We start from the raw sequence: 22,361 nt of genomic DNA on the forward strand, positions 1-22,361 counted from the left end.
GATGTGGGAGCGGGCTTGCCCCGCGAAGCGCCGCGCGGGCGGCGCTCGATCTCACCGGCGCAACAACACTCAAGCCCTACAAACCGTGACTCTGTGCCGCACGCCGCCGCCACCCGCGCAACCGCTGCTCAAGTTGCAACGGGCTGTCGAGCTGCTGGCGGCGAGCCTGGCTGAACAGGATCAACGCCAGCTCGGCAGTGACCTGGGCATCGGCGCTGGCATGGTGGCGCTCTTCAACCTGCAGGCCAAAGCGGGCGACCCAGTCATCCAGCCCGGCTTCGCGCAGTACCGTGTCGGGGTTGAGCATCGGCGCCAGTTCAGCCACATCCAGGAACGGCACCTGCAGGCGATAGCCCAGGCTTTCCTTCAGCGCCCGCGCCAGCATGCGCTGATCGAAAGGCGCATGGAACGCCAACACCGGGCTGTCGCCAATGAAGTCGAGCAGGTCGATCAACGCCTCGGCCGGGTCGCAACCCGCGGCCAGGGCACTGGGCCCTAGCCCGTGAATCAGCACACTGGCGTTGGTCTTCTGGGAGGGGCGGTACAGAGTGCGTTCGAACTGCTGGGCAAAGTCGATGGCACCGTCCTCGATGGCCACGGCACCGATCGACAGGACCTGGTCGCGGTTGGGGTTGAGGCCACTGGTTTCCAGGTCCAGCACCACCCAGCGCTGTTCGCGCAACGTGCACACCCCCAGCGCAGCCGGCTTGGGCAACTGCGCCAGGCGTTGGCGCGCGGTGTCGTCCAGCGTGGGCAGGTTGGGGCGCAGCCAGGCGAACAGGCTCATAGCTGGTACCGCAAGGCCAGGCTGCTTTGCAGGCGCTGGGCCTGGCGCAGCGACTCACGCAGGATGCGTCGGTCCAGGTGGTTGAGGCTGTCGGGGTCGACGCGGTTGGAGTAGGGCAGGTTATCGCGGGTCTGGCGCTGGTGCTGCTGCATGCGGGTCTGCTGGATGAAGTGGTAGGCCTCTTCGTAAGCCGCACCGTCGAGTGGTTCGATGATGCCCTTCTGCACCAGCTGGCGCAGGCGTTCGAGGGTGTTGCAGGCGCCGATGCCGTTGGCCAGGGCCAGCAGGCGCGCACCATCGACGAAGGGCGTCAGGCCCTGCACCTTGAGGTCGAGGGTGGCGGCCTTGTCGTTGCCCTGGCGGGTCAGCACGAATTCGCGCAGGCGCCCCACCGGTGGGCGTTGGCGCAGGGCGTTGTCGGCCATCATGCGCTGGAAAATGCGGTTGTCGGCGACCTGGGCCAGCAGGCTCTGGCGCAGTTGTTCACAGCCTTGCTCGTCACCCCAGACCACGCGCAGGTCGAAGTAGATGCTCGAACCCAGCAGGTTTTCGGGGCTTGCCTCGCGGATGAATCCTGCGAAGCGCCGCGCCCATTCCCCGCGTGACAGGCACAGCGCGGGGTTGCCGGCCATGACATTGCCTTTGCACAGGGTAAAGCCGCACTGTGCCAGGCACTGGTTGATGTACTGCGCCAGGGGCAGCAGGCGGGCACGGATCGCGTCGGCTTCGGCGCTGTCGCGGGCCTCGAACAGAATGCCGTTGTCCTGGTCGGTGTGCAGGGTCTGCTCGCGCCGCCCCTCACTGCCGAAGCACAGCCAGCTGAACGGCACCCCTGGGTCGCCGCGTTCGGCTATGGCCAGTTCGATCACCCGGCAGACCGTGTGGTCGTTGAGCAAGGTGATGATCTGGGTGATCTGCGTCGACGAGGCGCCATGGGCGAGCATGCGCTCGACCAGCTGGCTGATCTCACCGCGCAGCGACACCAGGGTGTCCAGACGCGGGGCATGGCGGATGGTACGCGCCAGGTGCACCAGGTCGACACGTTGCAGGGAGAACAGGTCACGCTCGGAAACCACCCCGCACAGGCGCTGGTTGTCCACCAGGCAGACATGCGCGATATGCCGCTCGGTCATGGCCATGGCGGCATCGAAAGCACTGGCCTGCGGGCTGAGGTAGAACGGCCTGGCGGTCATGTGCCGGTCGATGGGCGCGCCCAGGTCGGCATCCGCGCCCGCCACCACCTGGCGCAGGTCGCGCAGGGTGAAGATGCCGATCGGGTAGCGCTGGGGGTCGACCACGACAATGCTGCCGACCTGCTGCTCGTGCATCAGCCGCACGGCGTCGCGCAGCGGCGTGTCGGGGTTGCACACCACCGGGTGACGCATGGCCAGCTCGCCCAGGGGGGTGTTCAGCGAGTACTGGGTGCCGAGGGTTTCCACGGCGCGTTGGCGCACCTGCTGGTTGACCTGGTCGAGCAGGCTGCTGACCCCGCGCAGGGCAAAGTCGCGAAAGGCTTCCGACAGGGAGAACACGCGGATGAAAGCGGCCTTGTTCAGTTGCAGGCAGAAGGTGTCCTCACCGGCCAGGTGCTCGGTGCGGGTGGCGCGCTCGCCAAGCAGGGCGGCCAGGGGGAAGCACTCGCCGCTGGTGATCTCGAAGGTGGTCTCCACACCGGGTTTGACCAGGTGCTGGCGTTCGCCGACCACGCGCCCTTGTTTGACGATGTAGAAGTGCTCGACCGGGCCGTCGGCGGGTTTGACGATGCTTTCGCCACTGGCATAGAAACGCAGCTGGCACTGCTCGACCAGATACGCCAGATGGCTGTGCTCCATCTGGTTGAAGGGTGGGAAGCGCTGCAGAAACTGCAACGTACCTTGTATGTTCTGCAGCACAGCCGTCCTGCCCGCCTGGCTGTAGGCGTCCTTTTTACTCATGACACTGACCGTATCGCTACGCCGAACTATATATATCTATATATAGGTGCCGGCCTTGTTGTTCTCGGTCCCCATGGTCGGCTGGCTGAGGTGTGGTGCCCATTGGACGTAAGTCTATGGGCGGCGTGTGATCAATATCGCAAAGCGCGGTCTTACCGGTGAGCAAGACTTTTTGACGAGACGACCATGGTTGAGCATGACGACATCCTGAGTGACGCCGAACGCGAGGCACTGGCCCGGCTGGTGGCGCCTATTGCGCCCAAGCCTGTGGTTCTGGTGGTGGATGACAACCGAGTGAACAGCGAGGCCTTGAGCCTGTACCTGAAAAGCAGAGGCATCGACTGCATGACGGCCGACGGGGTCCAGGAGGCGATGTTCAAGCTGCATTACGAGCCGAGGATCGCCTTGGTGATCACTGACCTGCGCATGGAGCCCAAGGATGGCCTGGATCTGATCCGGTATATTCGTAAGTCGGAGCGGGCGGCGTTGTCGATCATCGTGGTGTCGGGCGACACCGATGTGAAAGAGGCGGTAGACGTGATGCACCTGGGGGTGGTCGACTTTTTGCTCAAGCCGGTGGACCTGGGCAAACTGCTGGAGCTGGTGAAGAAAGAACTGAAGATTGGGTGATGGGTAGAGGGGCCGCAAAGCGGCCCCCGTACGCAGATGTTACTTACAACCCGTTACGCGCCTTGAACTCGCGACGGCGACGGTGCAGTACCGGCTCGGTATAACCGTTCGGCTGCTTGCCACCTTCGATCACCAGCTCCACGGCCGCCTGGAACGCGACGTTGTCGTCGAAGCTCGGCGCCATCGGTTGGTACAGGGGGTCGCCAGCGTTCTGCTGGTCGACCACCACCGCCATGCGCTTGAGGCTTTCCAGCACCTGCGCCTCGTTGACCACGCCGTGGCGCAGCCAGTTGGCCAGCAGCTGGGCCGAGATGCGCAGGGTGGCGCGGTCTTCCATCAGGCCGACGTTGTTGATGTCCGGCACCTTCGAACAACCCACGCCCTGATCGATCCAGCGAACCACGTAGCCAAGGATGCCCTGGGCGTTGTTGTCCAGCTCGTTGCGGATCTCCTCGGCCGACCAGTTGGTGTCGGCGGCCAGCGGGATGGCCAGGATGTCGTCGACCGAAGCCGGGGTGCGCGTAGCCAGCTCGCGCTGACGCGCCTGCACATCGACCTTGTGGTAGTGCAGGGCATGCAGGGTAGCGGCGGTCGGCGAAGGTACCCAGGCGGTGTTGGCACCGGCCAGCGGGTGGGCGATCTTCTGCTCGAGCATGGCAGCCATCAGGTCGGGCATGGCCCACATGCCTTTGCCGATCTGCGCACGGCCTTGCAGGCCGGTGGCCAGGCCGACGTCGACGTTGTTGTTCTCGTAGGCGCCGATCCACTTCTCGTTCTTCATGGCGCCCTTGCGCACGACGGCGCCGGCTTCCATGGAGGTGTGAATTTCGTCACCGGTGCGGTCGAGGAAGCCGGTGTTGATGAACGCCACGCGCTCGGCAGCGGCCTTGATGCAGGACTTGAGGTTGACCGTGGTACGGCGCTCCTCGTCCATGATGCCGACTTTGACGGTGTTGCGCGGCATGCCCAGCAGGTCTTCGACCTGGCTGAAGATTTCAGCGGCGAAGGCCACTTCTTCCGGGCCGTGCATCTTCGGCTTGACGATGTAGACGCTGCCGGTACGGGTGTTCTTGCGGCTGGTGTTGCCGTTGAGGTTGTGCAGGGCGATCAGGTTGGTGAACAGACCGTCCTGGATACCTTCGGGGATTTCATTGCCCTGGGCGTCGAGGATCGCCGGGTTGGTCATCAGGTGGCCAACGTTGCGGACGAACAGCAGCGAACGGCCGTGCAGGGTGACCGTGCCACCGTTTGGCGCGGCATATTCGCGGTCTGGGTTCATGGTGCGGGTGAAGGTCTTGCCACCCTTGTTCACGCTTTCGGCCAGGTCGCCTTTCATCAGGCCCAGCCAGTTGCGGTAGACGATGACTTTGTCATCGGCGTCCACGGCCGCGACCGAGTCTTCGCAGTCCATGATGGTGGTCAGTGCCGATTCCATCAGGATGTCTTTGACGCCGGCGGCATCGGTGCTGCCAACCGGGGTGCTGGCATCGACCTGGATTTCGAAGTGCAGGCCGTTGTGCTTGAGCAGCACGGAGGTCGGCGCGGCGGCATCGCCGACGTAGCCGATCAGTTGGGCATCGTCACGCAGGCCGCTGTTGCTGCCGCCCTTGAGGGCGACGACCAGCTTGCCGGCTTTGATGCTGTAGGCCGTGGAGTCGACATGCGAGCCTGCAGCCAGTGGCGCGGCTTCGTCGAGGAAGGCGCGGGCAAAGGCAATAACCTTGTCGCCCCGGGCTTTGTTGTAGCCCTGGCCTTTCTCGGCGCCGCCTTCATCGCTGATGGCATCGGTGCCATACAGGGCGTCGTACAGCGAACCCCAACGGGCGTTGGCGGCGTTCAGGGCGAAGCGGGCGTTCATCACCGGCACTACCAGCTGTGGGCCGGCCATGCGGGCGATTTCTTCGTCCACGTTCTGCGTGGTGGCCTGGAAATCGTCGGCTTGTGGCAGCAGATAGCCGATTTCCTGGAGGAAGCTTTTGTAGGCTACGGCGTCATGGGCCTGGCCTTTGCGTGCCTGGTGCCAGGCGTCGATCTTGGCTTGCAGCTCGTCGCGCTTGGCGAGCAGGGCTTTGTTCTTTGGAGCGAGGTCATTGATGATCTTCTCTGCACCTGCCCAGAACTGCTCGGCGACGATGCCGGTCCCGGGGATGGCTTCGTTGTTCACGAAGTCGTACAGGACCTTGGCGACCTGAAGGCCACCGACTTGAACGTATCCAGTCATTGCTTGCCTCACTCTGCTCAGCTATTTCGCTCTTCTGTATTAAGCCTGTAGCGCTTCTCTAAACACGGCACCAGTGCGTGCCCAGGTCGGATGAACCCGAGGGCGGCTGGGTGCGGCCTGCCAGACGGGCTGGCGGGCAGTGTGCGTATTTTCACAGGCGCCTTGGCAGACATCCAAACGACGTTTTGTAGTCCGCGCCACGGGATACTACATGAAGCAGTAGGCGGGGCAAAATCAGACTAAAAGCGTCGTTGTGCGACCCGTTGGTCGCGTATGGTCACGCTGGGAATTGGTATGTTCGCAAAAAACAGGTGGATTGTTCCAGATAAATCTTGAAACAGTACACGATTAGTCATGTCGATTGCCCTGCGGCAGGTTGCCGCGCCTTGCCTATACTCAATCGATCCCCCGGTTTATCGCCGCCCAGCGCGGTTCGACACAGAGGAAGGGCTTGTGGATCATCTTGTACTCACTGTGATTGCCCCTGACAAGGCCGGCCAGGTCGAACGCATTGCCCAATGCATCGCCGACCACAGCGGTAACTGGCTGGAAAGCCGCATGTCGCGCATGGCCGGGCAGTTCGCCGGCATCCTGCGGGTGGCGGTGCCGGCGGAAAATTATGCAGAACTGGTCGCGTCGCTGCAGGCCCTGGCCCGCTACGATATTCGTGTATTGATTGCCGAGAGCGGCATCGAGCCGTCGTGCACCTGGAAGCCTATCGCCATGGAGCTGGTGGGTAATGACCGGCCCGGGATCGTGCGCGATATCACCCGGCTGCTGGCCGAGCTTGGGGTGAACCTGGAGCGCTTTACCACTGAAGTGCGGCCTGCACCGATGAGCAGTGAGCCGTTGTTTCATGCCAATGCATTGTTGGCGCTGCCGTTGACCTTGTCGCTGGACGAACTGCAGCAGCGGTTGGAGAGCCTGGCGGATGATTTGATGGTGGAGTTGGAGCTGCGGGCGGAAGAGTGATCCGCGATGGCTGGGGCCGCTTTGCGGCCTCAGGGTTATCCCCCGTTTTACAGGTACGGCCCTGTGGATAACCTGGGGGCGCACGTCTCCAGCCCACGCGCATCAAGGCCTGCAAAGGTTTGATCAAAAAACACCCAGAATTCAGCAGCTTGTGCACAAAGCACGGGGACGAGGGTGTGGATAACCTCTGGAGATGTCTCTGCAGGCCACGACCCACGTGCCCTGCAGAGTTTTGATCGTTTTTTGATCAGGCGCGCTTGCGCAAATTCAGCCAGGCATCGACGCTGTATATCGCCAAACCCGCCCAGATGAACACGAACGCCACCAGGGTGCTCGACGACAAATGCTCGTCAAACAACAGCACCGCCTGCAGCAGCACCAGGGTCGGGGCGAGGTACTGCAGGAAGCCCAGCGTGGTATACGGCAGATGGCGTGCGGCAGCGTTGAAGCACACCAGCGGCACCAGCGTTACCGGCCCTGCCGCCATCAACCACAACGCTTCGCTGCTGGTGTAGAACGCGCCCTGCGCGCTCATCGCGGCGGGGTGCAGCAACAGCCAGCCGAGGGCCAGGGGCACCAGCATCCAGGTTTCCACCACCAGGCCCGGCAACGCTGCCACGGGCGCCTGTTTGCGGATCAGCCCATAGAAGCCGAAGGTCAGCGCCAGTACCAGCGAGACCCAGGGCAGGCTGCCGACCTGCCATACCTGCTGGGCCACGCCCACCGCCGCCATGGCCACTGCCAGCCATTGCAGGCGGCGCAGGCGCTCGCCCAGGATGAGCATGCCCAGCAGCACGTTGATCAGCGGGTTTATGTAGTAGCCAAGGCTGGCTTCGAGCATGCGGCCATTGTTCACCGACCATACGTAGGTCAGCCAGTTGCCAGCGATCAGCGCGCCGCTCAGCGCCAGGATGGCCAGCCGGCGCGGGTTGTCGCGCAGTTCGCGCCACCAGCCGGGGTGCTTCCATACCAGCAACAGCAGCGAGCCAAACAAGGCCGACCAGAGCACCCGGTGGACGATGATCTCCACCGCCGGCACGCTCTGGATCGCTTTGAAGTAGAGAGGGAACAGGCCCCAGATGATGTAGGCACTAAGGCCCAGGATGTACCCGCGTTGCGGGTTTGCGGCGTGCATGCAGAATCCTTGCTTAGGTAGCTAAATAAAGCGACGCCTATTGTAGACAGAGGTCAGCGCACTTCTAGAACAATTTCAGCGGTTGTTCATCGAGGGCTGCCATCTGCTCGCGCAGCGCGAGAATCTGGTCGCCCCAGTAGCGCGGCTGGCCGAACCACGGGAAGCTTCGCGGGAATGCCGGGTCGTCCCAGCGCCGCGCCAGCCACGCGCTGTGGTGCAGTTGGCGCAAGGCGCGCAGCGGCTCGATCAGGGGCAGCTCGCGCGGGTCGAAGTCGTGGAACTCGTTGTAGCCGTCGATCAGCTCTGCCAGTTGGCCGAGGCGTTCTTCGCGGCTGCCGGCGAGCATCATCCACAGGTCCTGCACCGCCGGGCCCATGCGGCAGTCGTCAAGGTCGACCACGTGATACACCTCGTCGCGATGCATCAGGTTGCCCGGGTGCAAATCGCCGTGCAGGCGCATCACCTTGTGTGGGGTGCGCGCGTAGATATCCTCGACCCGTTTCAGCAGGTCGCGGGCCACGGACTCGAAGGCGGGCCGCAATTCGCGCGGGACGAAGTTGCCTTCCAGCAGGGTCTGCAGGGAGGCGTGGCCGAAGTTGTCCACAGCCAACGCTTCGCGATGCTCGAACGGCCGTGTGGCGGCAACGGCGTGCAGGCGGCCGAGCAACTGGCCGAGGCGATAGAGCTGGTCGAGGTTGCCGGGTTCTGGTGCATGGCCGCCACGGCGGGGGAACAGTGTGAAGCGAAAACCCTGGTGCTCGAACAATGTGCGGCCGTCGTGCTGCAGAGGCGCGACCACGGGCACTTCACAGTCGGCAAGCTCGGCAGTGAAGCGGTGTTCTTCAAGGATCGCCGCATCGCTCCAGCGGCCAGGTCGGTAAAACTTGGCGATCAGCGGTTGTGAGTCTTCGATGCCTACCTGGTAGACGCGGTTTTCGTAGCTGTTCAGCGCCAGGATCCGGGCATCGCTGAGGAAGCCGATGCTTTCCACGGCGTCCAGGACCAAGTCGGGGGTGAGGGTGACGAAGGGGTGTGACATGGTGGCTCCGGGGATAGGCGGCGTGCAGCCATGGTAACGCATTCCACCTTGCCAAACGGTGCGGCCAAGCTACACCGGCACCCCCAGCAGCACATAAGAAGGATGGAACTGTGCCCGTACCTGGCTGCCCGTTTGAATCCGATTGCGCGTCAACCACGCCTTTTCGGCGAACGCGCACAATGTCTGCCCATTGCCCAGCGCCAGCCGTACTTCGCTGGGCCCGTCAACGTCCGCCAGCACGTGTTCCACCGTTGCCTTGAGGCAGTTGCTACCCGCGTCGGCGTCATCGCCATCCCCCAGCAGTTGCACCCACCCGGCCTTGAGCAACGCCACCACCATTGCCCCCAGGGTCAACTCCAGGCGCGCGGTGCTGTCGTGGGTAATCAGCGCCTCGATCTCCAGGCCACCACCCAGCGCCAGGCTTACGCAGTCATGCCGGCCTTCACGGCGTAGGCCGCTGACCTTGCCCTGCAGCTGATTGCGCGCACTGGTGCGCAGCATCAGGCGCCCGAGCAGGTCGAGGTCGCTGGACTCTTCGGCCGCTTCCAGGATTTGTGCCTGCAGGGCCTGCAGGCGTTGATAAAGACGCAGCACGCGTTCGCCTTCGACCGACAGGCGTGCGCCGCCGCCGCCACGCCCGCCGGTGCTGCGCTCGACCAGGGGCTGGCTGGCCAGGTTGTTGAGCTCGTCGATGGCGTCCCAGGCGGCTTTGTAGCTGACGCCTGCGGCCTTGGCGGCGCGTGTGATCGAGCCTTGTTCGGCGATGTGCTGGAGCAGGGCGATGCGTTGCGGGCGGCGGGCGATGTGCTGGGTGAGCAGGGCGGGTAGGGACATGGGGAGGGTAATCAGTCGTCGATGCAAGGTCGTTGCTTTATAGCATGGCCCTGATTGGTTGCATGGCCCTGATTGGTGTAGGAGCGGCCTTGCGTCGCGAAAGGGCTGCGCAGCAGCCCCCATCGATTTTAGCGGCGACGCTGGAATCCGGGATTAGCGGCGACGCTGGAGTCCGGGATTAGCAGCGACGCTGGAGTCCGGGATTAGCAGCGACGCTGAAATCCGGGGGCCGCTGCGCAGCCCTTTCGCGACGCAAGGCCGCTCCTACACGGGCTTGGGGGTGCGTGCCAGGCAATACACATCGACCCGGCGTGCCCCGGCCTTGGTTAACACCTGGGCAATCGACTGGGCGGTGGTGCCGGTAGTCAGCACGTCATCGACCACCGCTACATGCCTGCCCGCCAGTGCCTTGTGCCCGGTGAGGCAGAAGGCCTGGCGCAGGTTGCGGCGCCTGGCCTTGGCATCCAGGTGCTGCTGCGCCTGTGTTTCGCGTGTACGCAGCAGCAGCCTCTCGTCGCAATCGATGCCCAACTGCGACGCCAACCAGCGCGCCAGCATGCCGGCCTGGTTGAAGCCGCGCTCACGCAGTCGACGCTTGGCCAAGGGCACAGGCAACAGCAGGTCAGGTTGCGCCAGGCCTTCTGCATAGCGATGTTGCAGGCCCTGGCCGAGCAATTCGGCCATCAACCGCCCCAGCGGCCACTGGCGTTTGTGCTTGAAGCGGCTGATCAGCGTGTCTACCGGGAACCCGTAATGCCACAGCGCGATGACCTGGTCGAACGCCGGCGCCCGGCGGCTGCACTGGCCGCAGGTCAGGTTGGCCATGGGCAAAGGCAGGGCGCAGCGCAGGCAGTAGTCCTGCAACCAAGGCAACGCCTGTTCGCAGGCGACACACAGTGGGTACGCCTGTTCGGCAAGGGCGTCGCAGAGCAGACAGTAATGGTTAATATTTATACACTTGTAAACCAGTGCTTTCAGGTTGGGTTGACAGTTCATAGGCCTTCCATGACTATGCGAGCTATCCGTGATGCGCTGGCGGGCATTCCTGTCCCGGCGCCAGTTACAGCCTAAACAAGGAAACGCCGATGAGCGCCAGCACAACTGCAACAACACGTCACGACTGGACCCTGGCCGAGGTCAAGGCGCTGTTCCAGCAACCATTCAACGACCTGCTGTTCCAGGCGCAAACCGTGCACCGCGCGCATTTCGACGCAAACCGCGTGCAGGTCTCGACCCTGCTGTCGATCAAGACCGGCGCCTGCCCGGAAGATTGCAAATATTGTCCGCAGTCCGGCCACTACAACACCGGGCTGGAAAAACAGAAGCTGATGGAAGTGCAGAAGGTGCTGGAAGAAGCCGCCCGCGCCAAAGCCATTGGCTCGACCCGCTTCTGCATGGGCGCGGCGTGGAAGCACCCGTCGGCCAAGGACATGCCCTACGTGCTGGAGATGGTCAAAGGGGTCAAGGCCATGGGCCTGGAAACCTGCATGACCCTCGGCAAGCTCGATCAGGATCAGACCCAGGCGCTGGCCCAGGCCGGCCTCGACTATTACAACCACAACCTCGACACCTCGCCCGAGTTCTACGGCAGCATCATCACCACCCGCACCTACAGCGAACGCCTGCAAACCCTGGCCTATGTGCGTGATGCCGGGATGAAGATCTGCTCTGGCGGCATCCTCGGCATGGGCGAGTCGCTGGATGACCGCGCCGGCCTGCTGATCCAGCTGGCCAACCTGCCCGAGCACCCGGAGTCGGTGCCGATCAACATGCTGGTCAAGGTGGCGGGCACGCCGCTGGCCGAAGAAGAAGATGTCGACCCGTTCGACTTCATCCGCATGCTGGCGGTGGCCCGCCTGCTGATGCCCAAGTCGCATGTGCGCCTGTCTGCCGGCCGTGAGCAGATGAACGAGCAGATGCAGGCCCTGGCCTTCATGGCGGGCGCCAACTCGATCTTCTATGGCGAGAAACTGCTGACCACCGCCAACCCGCAGGCTGACAAGGACATGCAGCTGTTCGCCCGCCTGGGTATCAAGCCTGAGGCCCGCGAAGAGCACGCCGATGAAGTGCACCAGGCAGCCATCGAGCAGGCGCTGGTCGAACAGCGCAGCAGCGAGATGTTCTACAACGCAGCAACGGCCTGAGATGGCCTTTGACCTGGCAGCGCGCCTGGCCGAACGGCGCGCTGCAGACCTGTATCGGCAGCGGCCACTGCTGGAGAGCCCGCAGGGGCCTGAAGTGGTGGTCGATGGCCAGCCGCTGTTGGCGTTTTGCAGCAATGATTACCTGGGCCTTGCCAATCACCCGGAGGTGATCGCCGCCTGGCAGGCCGGCGCCGAACGCTGGGGTGTCGGTGGCGGCGCGTCGCACCTGGTGATTGGCCACAGCACGCCGCACCACCAGGTCGAAGAGGCGTTGGCAGAGCTGACCGGGCGTCCGCGCGCGTTGCTGTTCTCCACCGGCTACATGGCCAACCTGGGCGCCATCACTGCGCTGGTGGGGCAGGGCGACACGGTGCTGCAGGACCGCCTCAACCACGCCTCGCTGTTGGATGGCGGGCTGCTCAGTGGTGCCCGTTTCAACCGCTACCTGCACAACGACCCGGCCAGCCTGGCCAGCCGCCTGGACAAGGCCGTGGGCAATACCCTGGTGGTGACCGACGGGGTGTTCAGCATGGATGGCGACCTTGCCGATTTGCCGGCCCTGGCCAAGGCCGCCCGCGCCCGCGGCGCCTGGCTGATGGTCGATGATGCCCATGGCCTGGGGACCTTGGGGGCCCAGGGTGGCGGTATCGTCGAGCACTTTGGTTTGGGTGTGGATGATGTACCCGTGCTGATCGGCACCCTGGGCAAAGCCTGCGGCACGGCCGGCGCTTTTGTTGCCGGTAGCGAAGCGTTGATCGAGGCGCTGGTGCAGTTCGCCCGGCCTTACATCTACACCACCAGCCAGCCCCCGGCGCTGGCCTGTGCCACGCTTAAAAGCCTGGAACTGTTGCGCCGCGAAACCTGGCGCCGCGAGCACCTGGCCGCGTTGATCCGCCAGTTCCGCCAGGGCGCCCAGCAGATCGGCCTTGAGCTGATGGACAGCCCCACACCGATTCAGCCGATCATGATCGGTGACAGCGCCCAGGCCCTGCGCCTGTCACAGATGTTGCGCGAGCGGGGCTTGCTGGTGACGGCGATCCGCCCACCCACCGTGCCCGCCGGCAGCGCGCGCCTGCGGGTGACGCTGAGCGCCGCGCACAGTGAGGCGCAGGTGCAGCTATTGTTGAATGCATTGGCCGAGTGTTATCCACAACTGGAGAACACCACTGGAGAGCGCCGATGCGAAATCGACTGATTCTATTGCCCGGCTGGGGCCTGGGCACCGCTGCGCTGGAGCCATTGGCTGCCAGCCTCAGGGCTCAGGATGCACGCCTGCAGGTCGAGCTGATGCCCCTGCCGGAACTGGCCGAAGCCGATGTGCAGGCCTGGGTCGACCACCTCGATCGCAAGCTGCCGACTGATACGTGGCTGGGCGGCTGGTCGCTCGGCGGCATGTTGGCCAGTGAGCTGGCAAGCAGGCGCGGTGATCACTGCTGCGGCCTGCTGACCCTGGGCAGCAACCCCAGCTTCGTGGCGCGGTCGGACTGGCCCCACGGCATGGCCGACGACACCTTCGGCACCTTCCTCGACGGTTGCCGCAGCCACACCCAGGTGACGCTCAAGCGCTTTCGCAGCTTGTGCAGCGACGGTGCCCTGCAACCGCGTACGTTGCTGCGTCAGCTTGGCGTAGGGGTGCCGGACACCGACCCGCTGTACCTTGCCACCGGCTTACAGGTGCTGGCGCAACTGGATACCCGCGCGGCCCTGCAACACTTCGCCGGGCCGCAACTGCACCTGTTCGCCGGTAGCGATGCGCTGGTGCCTGCGGAGGCCGCCAAGGCCCTGAGCGAACTGTTGCCGGACGTGGAAGTCGGCCTGGTCGAAGAGAGTTCCCACGCCTTCCTGCTGGAGTACCCACAGGAGCTGGCGGCGGGCATCAAGAGTTTCCTGCATGAGAGTGGCGATGACTGACCTTTCCCGTCCGATTCTGCCCGGCGCGCTGCCGGACAAGCGCCAGGTGGCGGCCTCGTTTTCCCGCGCGGCGGCCAGCTACGACAGCGTCGCGGCCTTGCAGCGCGACGTTGGCATGAGCCTGCTGGGCCAGTTGCCGGCAGGGCTGGCGCCGTCGCGCTGGCTTGACCTGGGCAGCGGCACCGGGCACTTCAGCCGGGTGCTGGCCGAGCGCTTCGCGCAGGCCAGTGGCGTGGCGGTGGATATCGCCGAAGGCATGCTGCGCCATGCCCGGCATGAGCAGGGCGGTGCCCAGTACCACGTGGTCGGCGATGCCGAGCGCCTGCCGCTGCGTGAGGCCAGCGTCGACCTGGTGTTCTCCAGCCTTGCAGTGCAGTGGTGCGGGCAGTTCGCCAGTGTGCTGGATGAGGCGCGGCGGGTGCTGCGCCCAGGCGGTGTGCTGGCGTTCAGCAGCCTGTGCGTCGGTACCCTGGACGAGCTGCGCGCCAGTTGGCAGGCGGTGGATGGCCTGGTGCACGTCAACCGCTTCCGCCGCTTCGACGATTACCAGCGCCTGTGCGCAGGCAGTGGCTTGCAGCACGTGACGCTGCAGCAGCGTGCGCATGTGCTGCACTACCCGGATGTACGCAGCCTGACCCACGAACTGAAGGCCCTTGGCGCCCACAACATCAACCCGGGCCGCCCCTCGGGCCTGACCGGCCGCGCGCGCATGCAAAGCTTGTTGCAGGCATATGAGGCATTTCGCCAGCCCCAGGGGCTGCCAGCCACTTATCAAGTGGTCTATGGTGTGTTGCGCAAGCCACAGGGGTAAGGGGAGTCAGATGAGCCAGGCCTATTTCATTGCCGGTACCGATACCGACGTCGGCAAGACCACCATTGCCGCCGGGCTGCTGCATGCGGCGCGGTTGCAAGGCATGAGCACCTTGGGGGCCAAGCCGGTGGCGTCCGGTTGCACGGTAACCCCAAAGGGTTTGCGCAACAGCGATGCGCAGGCGCTGATCGATGAAAGCTCGATCAAGTTGCCGTACGAACAGGTCAACCCGTTTGCCTTCGAGCCTGCGATCGCACCCCATGTCGCGGCCCGTGAGGCTGGCGTCACGCTGGGCGTGCCCGAGCTGCTGGCGGCGATGCGCAACGTGCTGCAGCAAAACGCCGACTTCACCTTGATAGAAGGCGCCGGTGGCTGGCGCGTGCCGTTGTCGGGCCAGGCCAACCTGTCTGACCTGGCCATCGCCCTGAAACTGCCGGTGATTCTGGTGGTGGGGGTACGCCTTGGCTGTATCAGCCATGCCTTGCTCAGCGCCGAAGCGATCGCCCGCGACGGGCTGCAATTGGCGGGCTGGGTGGCGAACATCATCGAACCGCGCACGTCGCGCCTGGAAGAGAACCTGGCCAGCCTCGCCGAGCGGTTGCCCGCGCCTTGCCTGGGGCGGGTGCCCAAGTTGAAGCAGGCGAGTGCCGACATGGTGGCGGAGCATTTGCAGCTGGATTTGCTCGATTAACCGCCGCTGTCTATCGACTGGCACTGGGCCATTAACGATTTAAACGGGCCTTTTCTGCCGTCGCCTGCTTTAATTAGGCCTGTTCGTCATCCAGCGTCAATGGAGTCCTGACATGGAAATCACCGGTAGCTCCGCCTACTACGCGGGCCTGAGCGCAATCCAGACCGGCCAGAACCGCGTCGATCAAGCCGCCAGCCAGATTGCCAACACCAGCCAGATTGCCAACAACAGTGCCGAGCGCACTGCCACCAGCCAGTCCAGCGACTTTCAGGCAGAACGCCTGCGCGCGGTCGATCGCAGCCAGCAAATGGACATGGCGACCAGTACCGTGCAACTGGCACTGGGCAAGCATGAAGTGGAGCTTGGCGCAAAAGTCGTCAAGGCTTCCGACGAAATGCTCGGTCGGATCATCGACACCTACGCCTGATTTCTGGCGTCCCCTGTAAAACACCTCCTTTCAACACTGTGGGAGCGGGTTTACCCGCGAATGCGTCCGATCAGACACCTTTATCGTCTGGGAGGCCCTGTTCGCGGGAAAAGCCGCTCCCGCAGCCTGTGCATTTCAGACACTGATCGTCGTGCAATGGCCGAAACGTCATTTTTCGTGACGTAAATGGCACCATCGTCCCTCCTTGACATCCGCGCGTGCTAAACGTAAGTTTCAAACAACTGTTTGATCGAAAGCCGCCAAGAGCTTGTCGGTAGTACCGATCACCCCCGAACTCATCACAGAGGTTCACCGCAATGCCTGATTACAAAGCCCCCTTGCGTGATATCCGTTTCGTTCGCGACGAGCTGCTCGGCTACGAAGCGCATTATCAGAGCCTGCCGGGTTGCGAGGACGCCACGCCCGACATGGTCGACGCGATCCTTGAAGAAGGCGCGAAATTCTGTGAGCAGGTACTGGCCCCGCTGAACCGCGTTGGCGACCAGGAAGGCTGCACCTGGAGCGAGTCGGGCGTGAAGACGCCGACCGGCTTCAAGGCGGCTTACGAGCAGTTTGTCGAGGGTGGCTGGCCGAGCCTGGCGCATGACGTTGCCCACGGCGGCCAAGGCCTGCCGGAATCGCTGGGCCTGGCCCTGAGCGAGATGGTCGGTGAGTCGAACTGGTCGTGGGGCATGTACCCAGGCCTGTCCCATGGCGCCATGAACACCATTTCCGAGCACGGCACGCCTGAGCAGCAAGAGGTCTACCTGACCAAGCTGGTTTCCGGCGAGTGGACCGGCACTATGTGCCTGACCGAGCCGCACTGCGGCACTGACCTGGGCATGCTGCGTACCAAGGCCGAGCCTCAGGCTGACGGTTCGTACAAAGTGTCGGGCACCAAGATCTTCATTTCCGCTGGCGAGCACGACATGGCCGACAACATCGTCCATATCGTGTTGGCCCGCCTGCCCGATGCCCCGGCTGGTACCAAAGGCATCTCGCTGTTCATCGTGCCGAAGTTCATGCCCAACGCCGAAGGCGCTGCCGGCGAGCGTAACGCCGTGAGCTGTGGCTCGATCGAACACAAGATGGGCATCCACGGTAACGCCACCTGCGTGATGAACTTCGACGGCGCAACCGGCTACCTGATCGGCCCGGCCAACAAAGGCCTGAACTGCATGTTCACCTTCATGAACACCGCTCGCCTGGGCACCGCACTGCAAGGCCTGGCCCACGCCGAAGTGGCCTTCCAGGGCGGCCTGAAGTATGCCCGTGAGCGCCTGCAGATGCGCTCGCTGACCGGCCCTAAAGCCCCTGAAAAGGCGGCCGACCCGATCATCGTCCACCCGGACGTGCGCCGCATGCTGCTGACCATGAAAGCCTTCGCTGAAGGCAACCGCGCCATGGTCTACTTCACCGCCAAGCAGGTCGACATCGTCAAGTACAGCCAGGACGAAGAAGAGCGCAAGAAAGCTGACGCGCTGCTGGCTTTCATGACCCCGATCGCCAAGGCCTTCATGACCGAAGTCGGTTTCGAGGCCGCCAACCACGGCGTGCAGATCTACGGCGGCCATGGTTTCATCGCCGAGTGGGGCATGGAACAGAACGTGCGCGACAGCCGTATCTCCATGCTGTACGAAGGCACTACCGGCATCCAGGCCCTCGACCTGCTCGGCCGCAAGGTGCTGATGACCCAAGGTGAAGCGCTGAAGGGCTTTACCAAGATCGTGCACAAGTTCTGCCAGGCGCAAGAAGGCGTCGAGGCGGTCAAAGAGTTCGTCGAGCCGCTGGCGGCCATCAACAAGGAATGGGGCGAGCTGACCATGAAGGTCGGTATGGCCGCCATGAAAGATCGCGAAGAAGTGGGTGCCGCTTCGGTCGATTACCTGATGTATTCCGGTTATGCCTGCCTGGCCTACTTCTGGGCTGACATCGCCCGCCTGGCTGCCGAAAAGCTGGCTGCCGGTACTGAAGAAGTGGCGTTCTACACCGCCAAGCTGCAGACCGCGCGCTTCTACTTCCAGCGCATCCTGCCGCGTACCCGTACCCATGTGGCGGCGATGCTGTCGGGTGCAGGTAACCTGATGGCGATGGAAGAAGAGCACTTCGGTCTGTCTTACTGACCCATAAGCTGTAGAAAAAACCCGCCTGCCCTCACCGGCAGGCGGGTTTTTTCGTTTCGGGGTCAGGGCATTGCCAGCGGGTATTCAACTGTTCACGCGCGCTGCCGATGAAATAAGGGCACAATGCCACTATTGATCTGCCGGGTTGGAGATTACCCTTGTTTCGTCTTGATGCTGTACGCGTAAGCCACTTCCTGCCTTCGCTGTTTCTGTTGCTGGCAGGCCTTGCGGCGGCTTACGTAAGAGACCTCAGTGTCTTTTTCACGTCGCTGTTCAATGTGCTGCCCACCTTGGTCCTGCTATTGGGCGGTGCCTACTGCGCCGTTTATCGCCGCCAGCGCGAGCTGTTTCTGATGGTCACGGTGTACATCGCCTACTATCTGCTCGACACCCAGACCGACTTCTACCGCGACAACGGCCACGTGCGCGCGGATGCCGCGGTGATCTTCCATCTGGTGTGCCTGCTGCTACCAGCCCTGTTCGCGCTGTATGGCGCCTGGCAGGAGCGCACCCACCTGCTGCAGGACCTGGTCGCGCGCTTCGCGGTGCTGTTTGCCGTTGCCAGCGTCGCTGTGGCCCTCGAGCAAAGCTACCCCGATACGCTGCTGACGTGGCTGGCGGAGATCCGCTGGCCGTCCTTGCATGGCCAGTGGATGAGCCTGATCCAGATGGCCTACCCGTTGTTCCTCGCGGTGTTCATCCTGCTGGTGGTGCAGTACCTGCGCGAGCCCAGGCCCTTGCACGCGGCGCAGGTGATTGGCCTGATCGGCGTCTTCTGGATGCTGCCGCAAACGTTCATCCTGCCCTTCACCCTGAACATCATGTGCAGCCAGGTGATGTTGATGATCGCCGCTGCCGTCGCGCACGAGGCTTATCAGATGGCCTTTCGTGATGAGCTTACCGGCCTGCCGGGGCGCCGCGCCTTGAACGAGCGCATGCAACGGCTAGGGCGCAACTATGTGATCGCCATGACCGACGTCGACCACTTCAAGAAATTCAACGATACCCACGGCCACGATGTCGGCGACCAGGTGCTACGGCTGGTGGCCAGCCGGTTGTCCAAGGTCACCGGCGGCGGTCGGGCCTATCGCTATGGCGGCGAGGAATTTGCACTGGTCTTCGCGGGCAAGACGGCAGAAGAATGTGTGCCGCACGTGCAAGCCGTGCGCGAGATGATTGCCAACTACGCCATGCAACTGCGTGACCCGAACAGCCGCCCGCAGGACGATTCGGCAGGGCGACAGCGCCGCGGTGGCAGCGGCGCCGGTACGGTTTCGGTAACCATCAGCATCGGCGTTGCCGAGCGCCAAGCCGATCACCGCAACCCGGAGGCCGTGCTCAAGTCTGCCGATCAGGCGCTGTATAGCGCCAAAGAGGCGGGGCGCAATTGTGTCATGGTGCATGGGCAACAATCGCAACGTGGAGCGGTGCGAATGGCATGACCAGATTAGACCATGCGGTCAACTGATGACCCTATGTCTCGTAAAAGTTGTTCGGTTACACTGCCAGCAACCCAGTGTCGCGGTTCTCCGAGACCGCCCCGACCCTACTAGCGAGAGGTTGTCATGGCCGACTATAAAGCGCCCCTGCGCGACATGCGCTTCGTTCTGAATGAAGTCTTCAACGTGGCCGAGCAATGGGCACAGTTGCCCGCGCTGGCCGACGTGGTCGATGCCGAAACCGCCCTGGCTGTGCTGGAGGAAGCCGGCAAGGTCACCGCGCGGACCATCGCCCCGCTCAGCCGCGCCGCCGATGAAGAGGGCTGCCGCTGGGACAACGGTGCGGTGAGCACGCCCGCTGGCTTCATCGACGCTTACAACACTTATGCCGAAGGCGGCTGGGTGGGTGTGGGCGGTGACCCGCTGTTCGGCGGCATGGGTATGCCCAAGGTCATCTCGGCCCAGGTCGAGGAAATGGTCAACGCGTCGAGCCTGGCCTTCGGCCTGTACCCGATGCTGACTGCCGGCGCCTGCCTGTCGATCAATGCCCACGCCAGTGAAGCACTCAAGGCAGCCTACCTGCCCAACATGTACGCTGGCGTCTGGGCGGGCTCCATGTGCCTGACCGAGCCCCATGCCGGTACCGACCTCGGCATCATCCGCACCAAGGCGGAGCCCCAGGCCGATGGCAGCTACAAGGTCAGTGGCACCAAGATCTTCATCACCGGTGGCGAGCATGACCTGACCGAGAACATCATCCACCTGGTGCTGGCCAAGTTGCCGGATGCCCCGGCCGGGCCCAAAGGTATTTCGTTGTTCCTGGTGCCCAAGTTCCTGGTCAACCCGGACGGCAGCCTGGGCGCACGCAACCCCGCCACCTGTGGCTCGATCGAACACAAGATGGGTATCCAGGCATCAGCCACCTGCGTGATGAACTTCGACGAAGCGGTCGGTTACATCGTCGGTGAGCCGAACAAGGGTTTGGCGGCCATGTTCACCATGATGAACTATGAGCGCCTGGGTGTAGGCATCCAAGGCCTGGCATCGGCCGAACGTTCCTACCAGAACGCCGTGGAGTATGCCCGTGACCGCCTGCAGAGCCGCGCCCCGACCGGCCCGCAAGCCAAGGACAAGGCCGCAGACCCGATCATCGTCCACCCGGATGTACGGCGCATGCTGTTGACCATGAAGGCCTTGATCGAAGGCGGACGCGCCTTCTCCAGCTACGTGGCGATGCAGCTCGACAGTGCCAAGTACAGCGAAGACCCGACCACCCGCAAGCGCAGTGAAGAACTGGTGGCGCTGTTGACCCCGGTTGCCAAGGCCTTCCTCACCGACCTTGGCCTTGAGTGCACCGTGCATGGCCAGCAGGTGTTCGGCGGGCATGGCTACATCAGGGAGTGGGGGCAGGAGCAATTGGTGCGTGATGTGCGGATTACGCAGATCTACGAAGGCACCAACGGCATCCAGGCCCTCGACCTGATGGGGCGCAAGGTGGTGGCCAGTGGGGGTGCGTACTACAAGCTGTTCTCCGACGAGATACGCCGGTTTGTCGCCGGTGCCGACAGTGAACTGGATGAGTTTGCCAAACCCTTGGGTGCTTACCTTGACCAGCTGGACGGGCTGACCGAGTGGGTACTGGAGCAGGCCAAGGGTAACCCCAATGAAATTGGCGCCGCTTCGGTCGAGTACCTGCAGGCGTTTGGTTACGTCGCCTATGGCTACATGTGGGCGTTGATGGCGCGGGCGGCCAAGGCTGGCGAGGGGGATGAAGCCTTCTACTCCGGCAAACTGGGGACGGCGCGGTTCTACTTTGCGCGTCTGTTGCCGCGGGTGCAGTCATTGGTGGCCTCGGTCAAGGCGGGGAGCGAGGCGCTGTATCTGCTGGAGGCTCAGCAGTTCTGATCTGTTGATGCTGGGGGGGCGAAGCGCCCCCAATCCCCGGTATGACTAGCAATGAATCCTCTTTGTAAGCCTTTTCCTACACAACGTGGTGACTTTTCACCACTGTTCTCAGATTGGATCCACAGGTAATCTTTACCACATGGACGTTGCGCAGGAAGCGCAAAGGACAGATCAAGGAAGACGACGAAGGACTTCCTGCCAGGATGGCGGGGCGATATGGATGTCACAGGGAAACAGTCTGGGAAACCCCGCTTCGGCGGGGTTTTCTTTGTGCGCGTGTTTTGCAGCCGAGCACATCCTTTCAGCCGAGCACATCCAGTGGCGAGCCTCCCAGGTGGCGCGCGTCTGTCTCTTCTTCCAGCACTGTACGCAGCAGCTCGACCGACGCCTGCTGGCGCTGTGCATCGCGGAACACCAGCCCAACCTTGAGCGGCACCCGCGGCTCGCTCAATGGCTTCCACAGCAGGCCCTGGTCATCCTCGGCCGCGTCCTTGGCCCGGCCAGGCAGGATGGTGGCCAGCGCCGTGTGCGCCAGGCTGTCGAGAATCCCGGCCATGTTGTTCATTTCTGCCTGCACCTGCGGCCGACGCCCCTGGCTGGCCAACTGCGCCTGCCAGATCTGGCGAATCTGAAACTCCTCGCCCAGCATCAGCATGGGTAGCTCGGCTGCCTGACGGATCGACACCTTCTTGAAATCCTTCAAGGGGTGGGTATCGGGGATGACAAGTTGCAGTTCATCTTCGTACAGCAGCAGGCCATGCAGCCCAGGTTGGCGCGGCGGCAGGTAGCTGATGCCGATGTCCAGGCTGCCATTGAGCAAACGCCGTTCGATTTCCAGCCCCGACAGCTCGTAGATCTGCACCACAAGGTGCGGCTGTGCCTTGCGCAAGCGTTCGAGCAGCTGCGGCACCAGGCTTGGCCGCACGGTCTGCAGCACGCCGATGGCCAAGGTGCGCAGGGACTGGCCCTTGAAGTTGCGCATGGCCTCATGGGCCCGTTGCAAGCCATCGAGCAACGGCAGGGCATGGTTGTACAGCGTGTGTGCGGCCAAGGTCGGCAGCAGGCGCTTGTTGCTGCGCTCGAACAGGTTCAGGTCGAGGCTGTGTTCCAGTTGGCGTATCTGTTGGGAAAGCGCTGGCTGGGACAGTGACAGACGCTCGGCGGCGCGGCCTACGTGGCCTTCTTCGTACACCGCGACGAAATAACGCAGTTGGCGGAAATCCATAAGTAACACTTATCGAAAATGCTGGAAAAACGAAATGGTCGAAAACCTTCGCGAAGCCTAGTCTATCGCCGTATTCCAGTGGGTTACAGCGGTCATTGAGCTGATTGTTACCCCAGATGAAAAACACTTTTGA

At 63.3% G+C, this 22,361-nt stretch carries 19 protein-coding genes; 11 read left to right on the forward strand and 8 right to left on the reverse strand.

Features of this window, described 5'->3' with window-relative positions; all coding sequences use genetic code 11:
• Positions 1 to 76: 76 nt before the first annotated feature.
• Together LJX93_RS01780 and LJX93_RS01785 are read right to left on the reverse strand one after the other, a co-directional pair.
• Entirely contained in the window at positions 77 to 787 is a 711-nt protein-coding gene (locus tag LJX93_RS01780; RefSeq protein ID WP_033703104.1) for a PolC-type DNA polymerase III, read from the reverse strand.
• Positions 784 to 2,721 (reverse strand): putative nucleotidyltransferase substrate binding domain-containing protein, encoded by a 1,938-nt coding sequence (locus LJX93_RS01785; protein WP_095065455.1) that lies wholly within the window; start codon positions 2,719 to 2,721, stop codon positions 784 to 786. The genes LJX93_RS01780 and LJX93_RS01785 overlap by 4 nt, the downstream gene beginning before the upstream one ends.
• Before the next feature lie 186 nt (positions 2,722 to 2,907).
• Here LJX93_RS01785 and LJX93_RS01790 point away from each other — a divergent pair, with 186 nt between their 5' ends.
• Complete coding sequence (locus LJX93_RS01790; protein ID WP_033703102.1) at positions 2,908 to 3,351, forward strand: response regulator; 444 nt, start codon at positions 2,908 to 2,910, stop codon at positions 3,349 to 3,351.
• Between the two features lie 43 nt (positions 3,352 to 3,394).
• On the opposite strand, the gene LJX93_RS01795 is transcribed toward LJX93_RS01790, so the two are convergent.
• Complete coding sequence (locus LJX93_RS01795; protein WP_033703101.1) at positions 3,395 to 5,572, reverse strand: malate synthase G; 2,178 nt, start codon at positions 5,570 to 5,572, stop codon at positions 3,395 to 3,397.
• Between the two features lie 453 nt (positions 5,573 to 6,025).
• Between LJX93_RS01795 and LJX93_RS01800 the strand changes: the two genes are divergently transcribed.
• Complete coding sequence (locus LJX93_RS01800; protein ID WP_033703100.1) at positions 6,026 to 6,544, forward strand: glycine cleavage system protein R; 519 nt, start codon at positions 6,026 to 6,028, stop codon at positions 6,542 to 6,544.
• Between the two features lie 247 nt (positions 6,545 to 6,791).
• Here the strand turns inward: LJX93_RS01800 and rarD are convergent, their stop codons facing one another.
• The 4 genes from rarD to LJX93_RS01820 form a co-directional block, all read right to left on the reverse strand.
• Positions 6,792 to 7,679 carry an EamA family transporter RarD gene (gene rarD / locus LJX93_RS01805; RefSeq protein ID WP_033703099.1) on the reverse strand — a complete coding sequence of 296 codons (888 nt, stop codon included), beginning with the start codon at positions 7,677 to 7,679 and terminating at the stop codon, positions 6,792 to 6,794.
• 64 nt (positions 7,680 to 7,743) lie between these two features.
• Positions 7,744 to 8,718, reverse strand: a complete 975-nt coding sequence (locus tag LJX93_RS01810) for a serine/threonine protein kinase (protein WP_047583691.1) — start codon at positions 8,716 to 8,718, stop codon at positions 7,744 to 7,746.
• A 69-nt stretch (positions 8,719 to 8,787) separates the two neighbouring features.
• Positions 8,788 to 9,552, reverse strand: coding sequence for a TOBE domain-containing protein (locus LJX93_RS01815; protein WP_227696697.1), 765 nt, complete (start codon positions 9,550 to 9,552; stop codon positions 8,788 to 8,790).
• 264 nt (positions 9,553 to 9,816) lie between these two features.
• Complete coding sequence (locus tag LJX93_RS01820) at positions 9,817 to 10,548, reverse strand: ComF family protein (RefSeq protein WP_047583692.1); 732 nt, start codon at positions 10,546 to 10,548, stop codon at positions 9,817 to 9,819.
• Between the two features lie 89 nt (positions 10,549 to 10,637).
• Here LJX93_RS01820 and bioB point away from each other — a divergent pair, with 89 nt between their 5' ends.
• The 9 genes from bioB to LJX93_RS01865 all read left to right on the forward strand — a co-directional run bounded on the left by bioB (position 10,638) and on the right by LJX93_RS01865 (position 21,003).
• On the forward strand, positions 10,638 to 11,696 hold the full coding sequence (bioB, locus tag LJX93_RS01825) for a biotin synthase BioB (RefSeq protein ID WP_033703095.1): 1,059 nt from the start codon (positions 10,638 to 10,640) through the stop codon (positions 11,694 to 11,696).
• Between the two features lies 1 nt (position 11,697).
• Entirely contained in the window at positions 11,698 to 12,891 is a 1,194-nt protein-coding gene (gene bioF, locus LJX93_RS01830; RefSeq protein ID WP_033703094.1) for an 8-amino-7-oxononanoate synthase, read from the forward strand.
• Positions 12,876 to 13,607, forward strand: coding sequence for an alpha/beta fold hydrolase (locus LJX93_RS01835; protein ID WP_033703092.1), 732 nt, complete (start codon positions 12,876 to 12,878; stop codon positions 13,605 to 13,607). Before bioF ends, LJX93_RS01835 begins: the two co-directional genes overlap by 16 nt.
• Positions 13,600 to 14,418 carry a malonyl-ACP O-methyltransferase BioC gene (gene bioC, locus LJX93_RS01840; RefSeq protein WP_033703091.1) on the forward strand — a complete coding sequence of 273 codons (819 nt, stop codon included), beginning with the start codon at positions 13,600 to 13,602 and terminating at the stop codon, positions 14,416 to 14,418. The genes LJX93_RS01835 and bioC overlap by 8 nt, the downstream gene beginning before the upstream one ends.
• Positions 14,419 to 14,428: 10 nt before the next feature.
• A complete protein-coding gene (gene bioD, locus LJX93_RS01845) occupies positions 14,429 to 15,109 on the forward strand; it encodes a dethiobiotin synthase (protein WP_033703090.1) in 681 nt (226 codons plus the stop codon).
• Between the two features lie 112 nt (positions 15,110 to 15,221).
• The gene (locus LJX93_RS01850) at positions 15,222 to 15,536 is read left to right on the forward strand and encodes a hypothetical protein (protein ID WP_033703088.1); all 315 of its coding nucleotides are present in this window, start codon (positions 15,222 to 15,224) and stop codon (positions 15,534 to 15,536) included.
• A 317-nt stretch (positions 15,537 to 15,853) separates the two neighbouring features.
• Positions 15,854 to 17,659, forward strand: coding sequence for a phenylacyl-CoA dehydrogenase (locus LJX93_RS01855; RefSeq protein WP_033703087.1), 1,806 nt, complete (start codon positions 15,854 to 15,856; stop codon positions 17,657 to 17,659).
• Positions 17,660 to 17,817: 158 nt separating this feature from the next.
• Entirely contained in the window at positions 17,818 to 19,101 is a 1,284-nt protein-coding gene (locus LJX93_RS01860; protein ID WP_047583694.1) for a sensor domain-containing diguanylate cyclase, read from the forward strand.
• A gap of 123 nt (positions 19,102 to 19,224) precedes the next feature.
• Positions 19,225 to 21,003, forward strand: a complete 1,779-nt coding sequence (locus LJX93_RS01865) for an acyl-CoA dehydrogenase C-terminal domain-containing protein (RefSeq protein WP_095065461.1) — start codon at positions 19,225 to 19,227, stop codon at positions 21,001 to 21,003.
• 301 nt (positions 21,004 to 21,304) lie between these two features.
• Here LJX93_RS01865 and LJX93_RS01870 read toward each other — a convergent pair whose 3' ends face one another.
• Positions 21,305 to 22,228 (reverse strand): LysR family transcriptional regulator, encoded by a 924-nt coding sequence (locus LJX93_RS01870; protein ID WP_047583695.1) that lies wholly within the window; start codon positions 22,226 to 22,228, stop codon positions 21,305 to 21,307.
• Positions 22,229 to 22,361 lie beyond the last annotated feature (133 nt).

This window comes from Pseudomonas sp. HN2-3, from assembly GCF_020691745.1.
GTDB lineage: Bacteria > Pseudomonadota > Gammaproteobacteria > Pseudomonadales > Pseudomonadaceae > Aquipseudomonas > Aquipseudomonas capeferrum.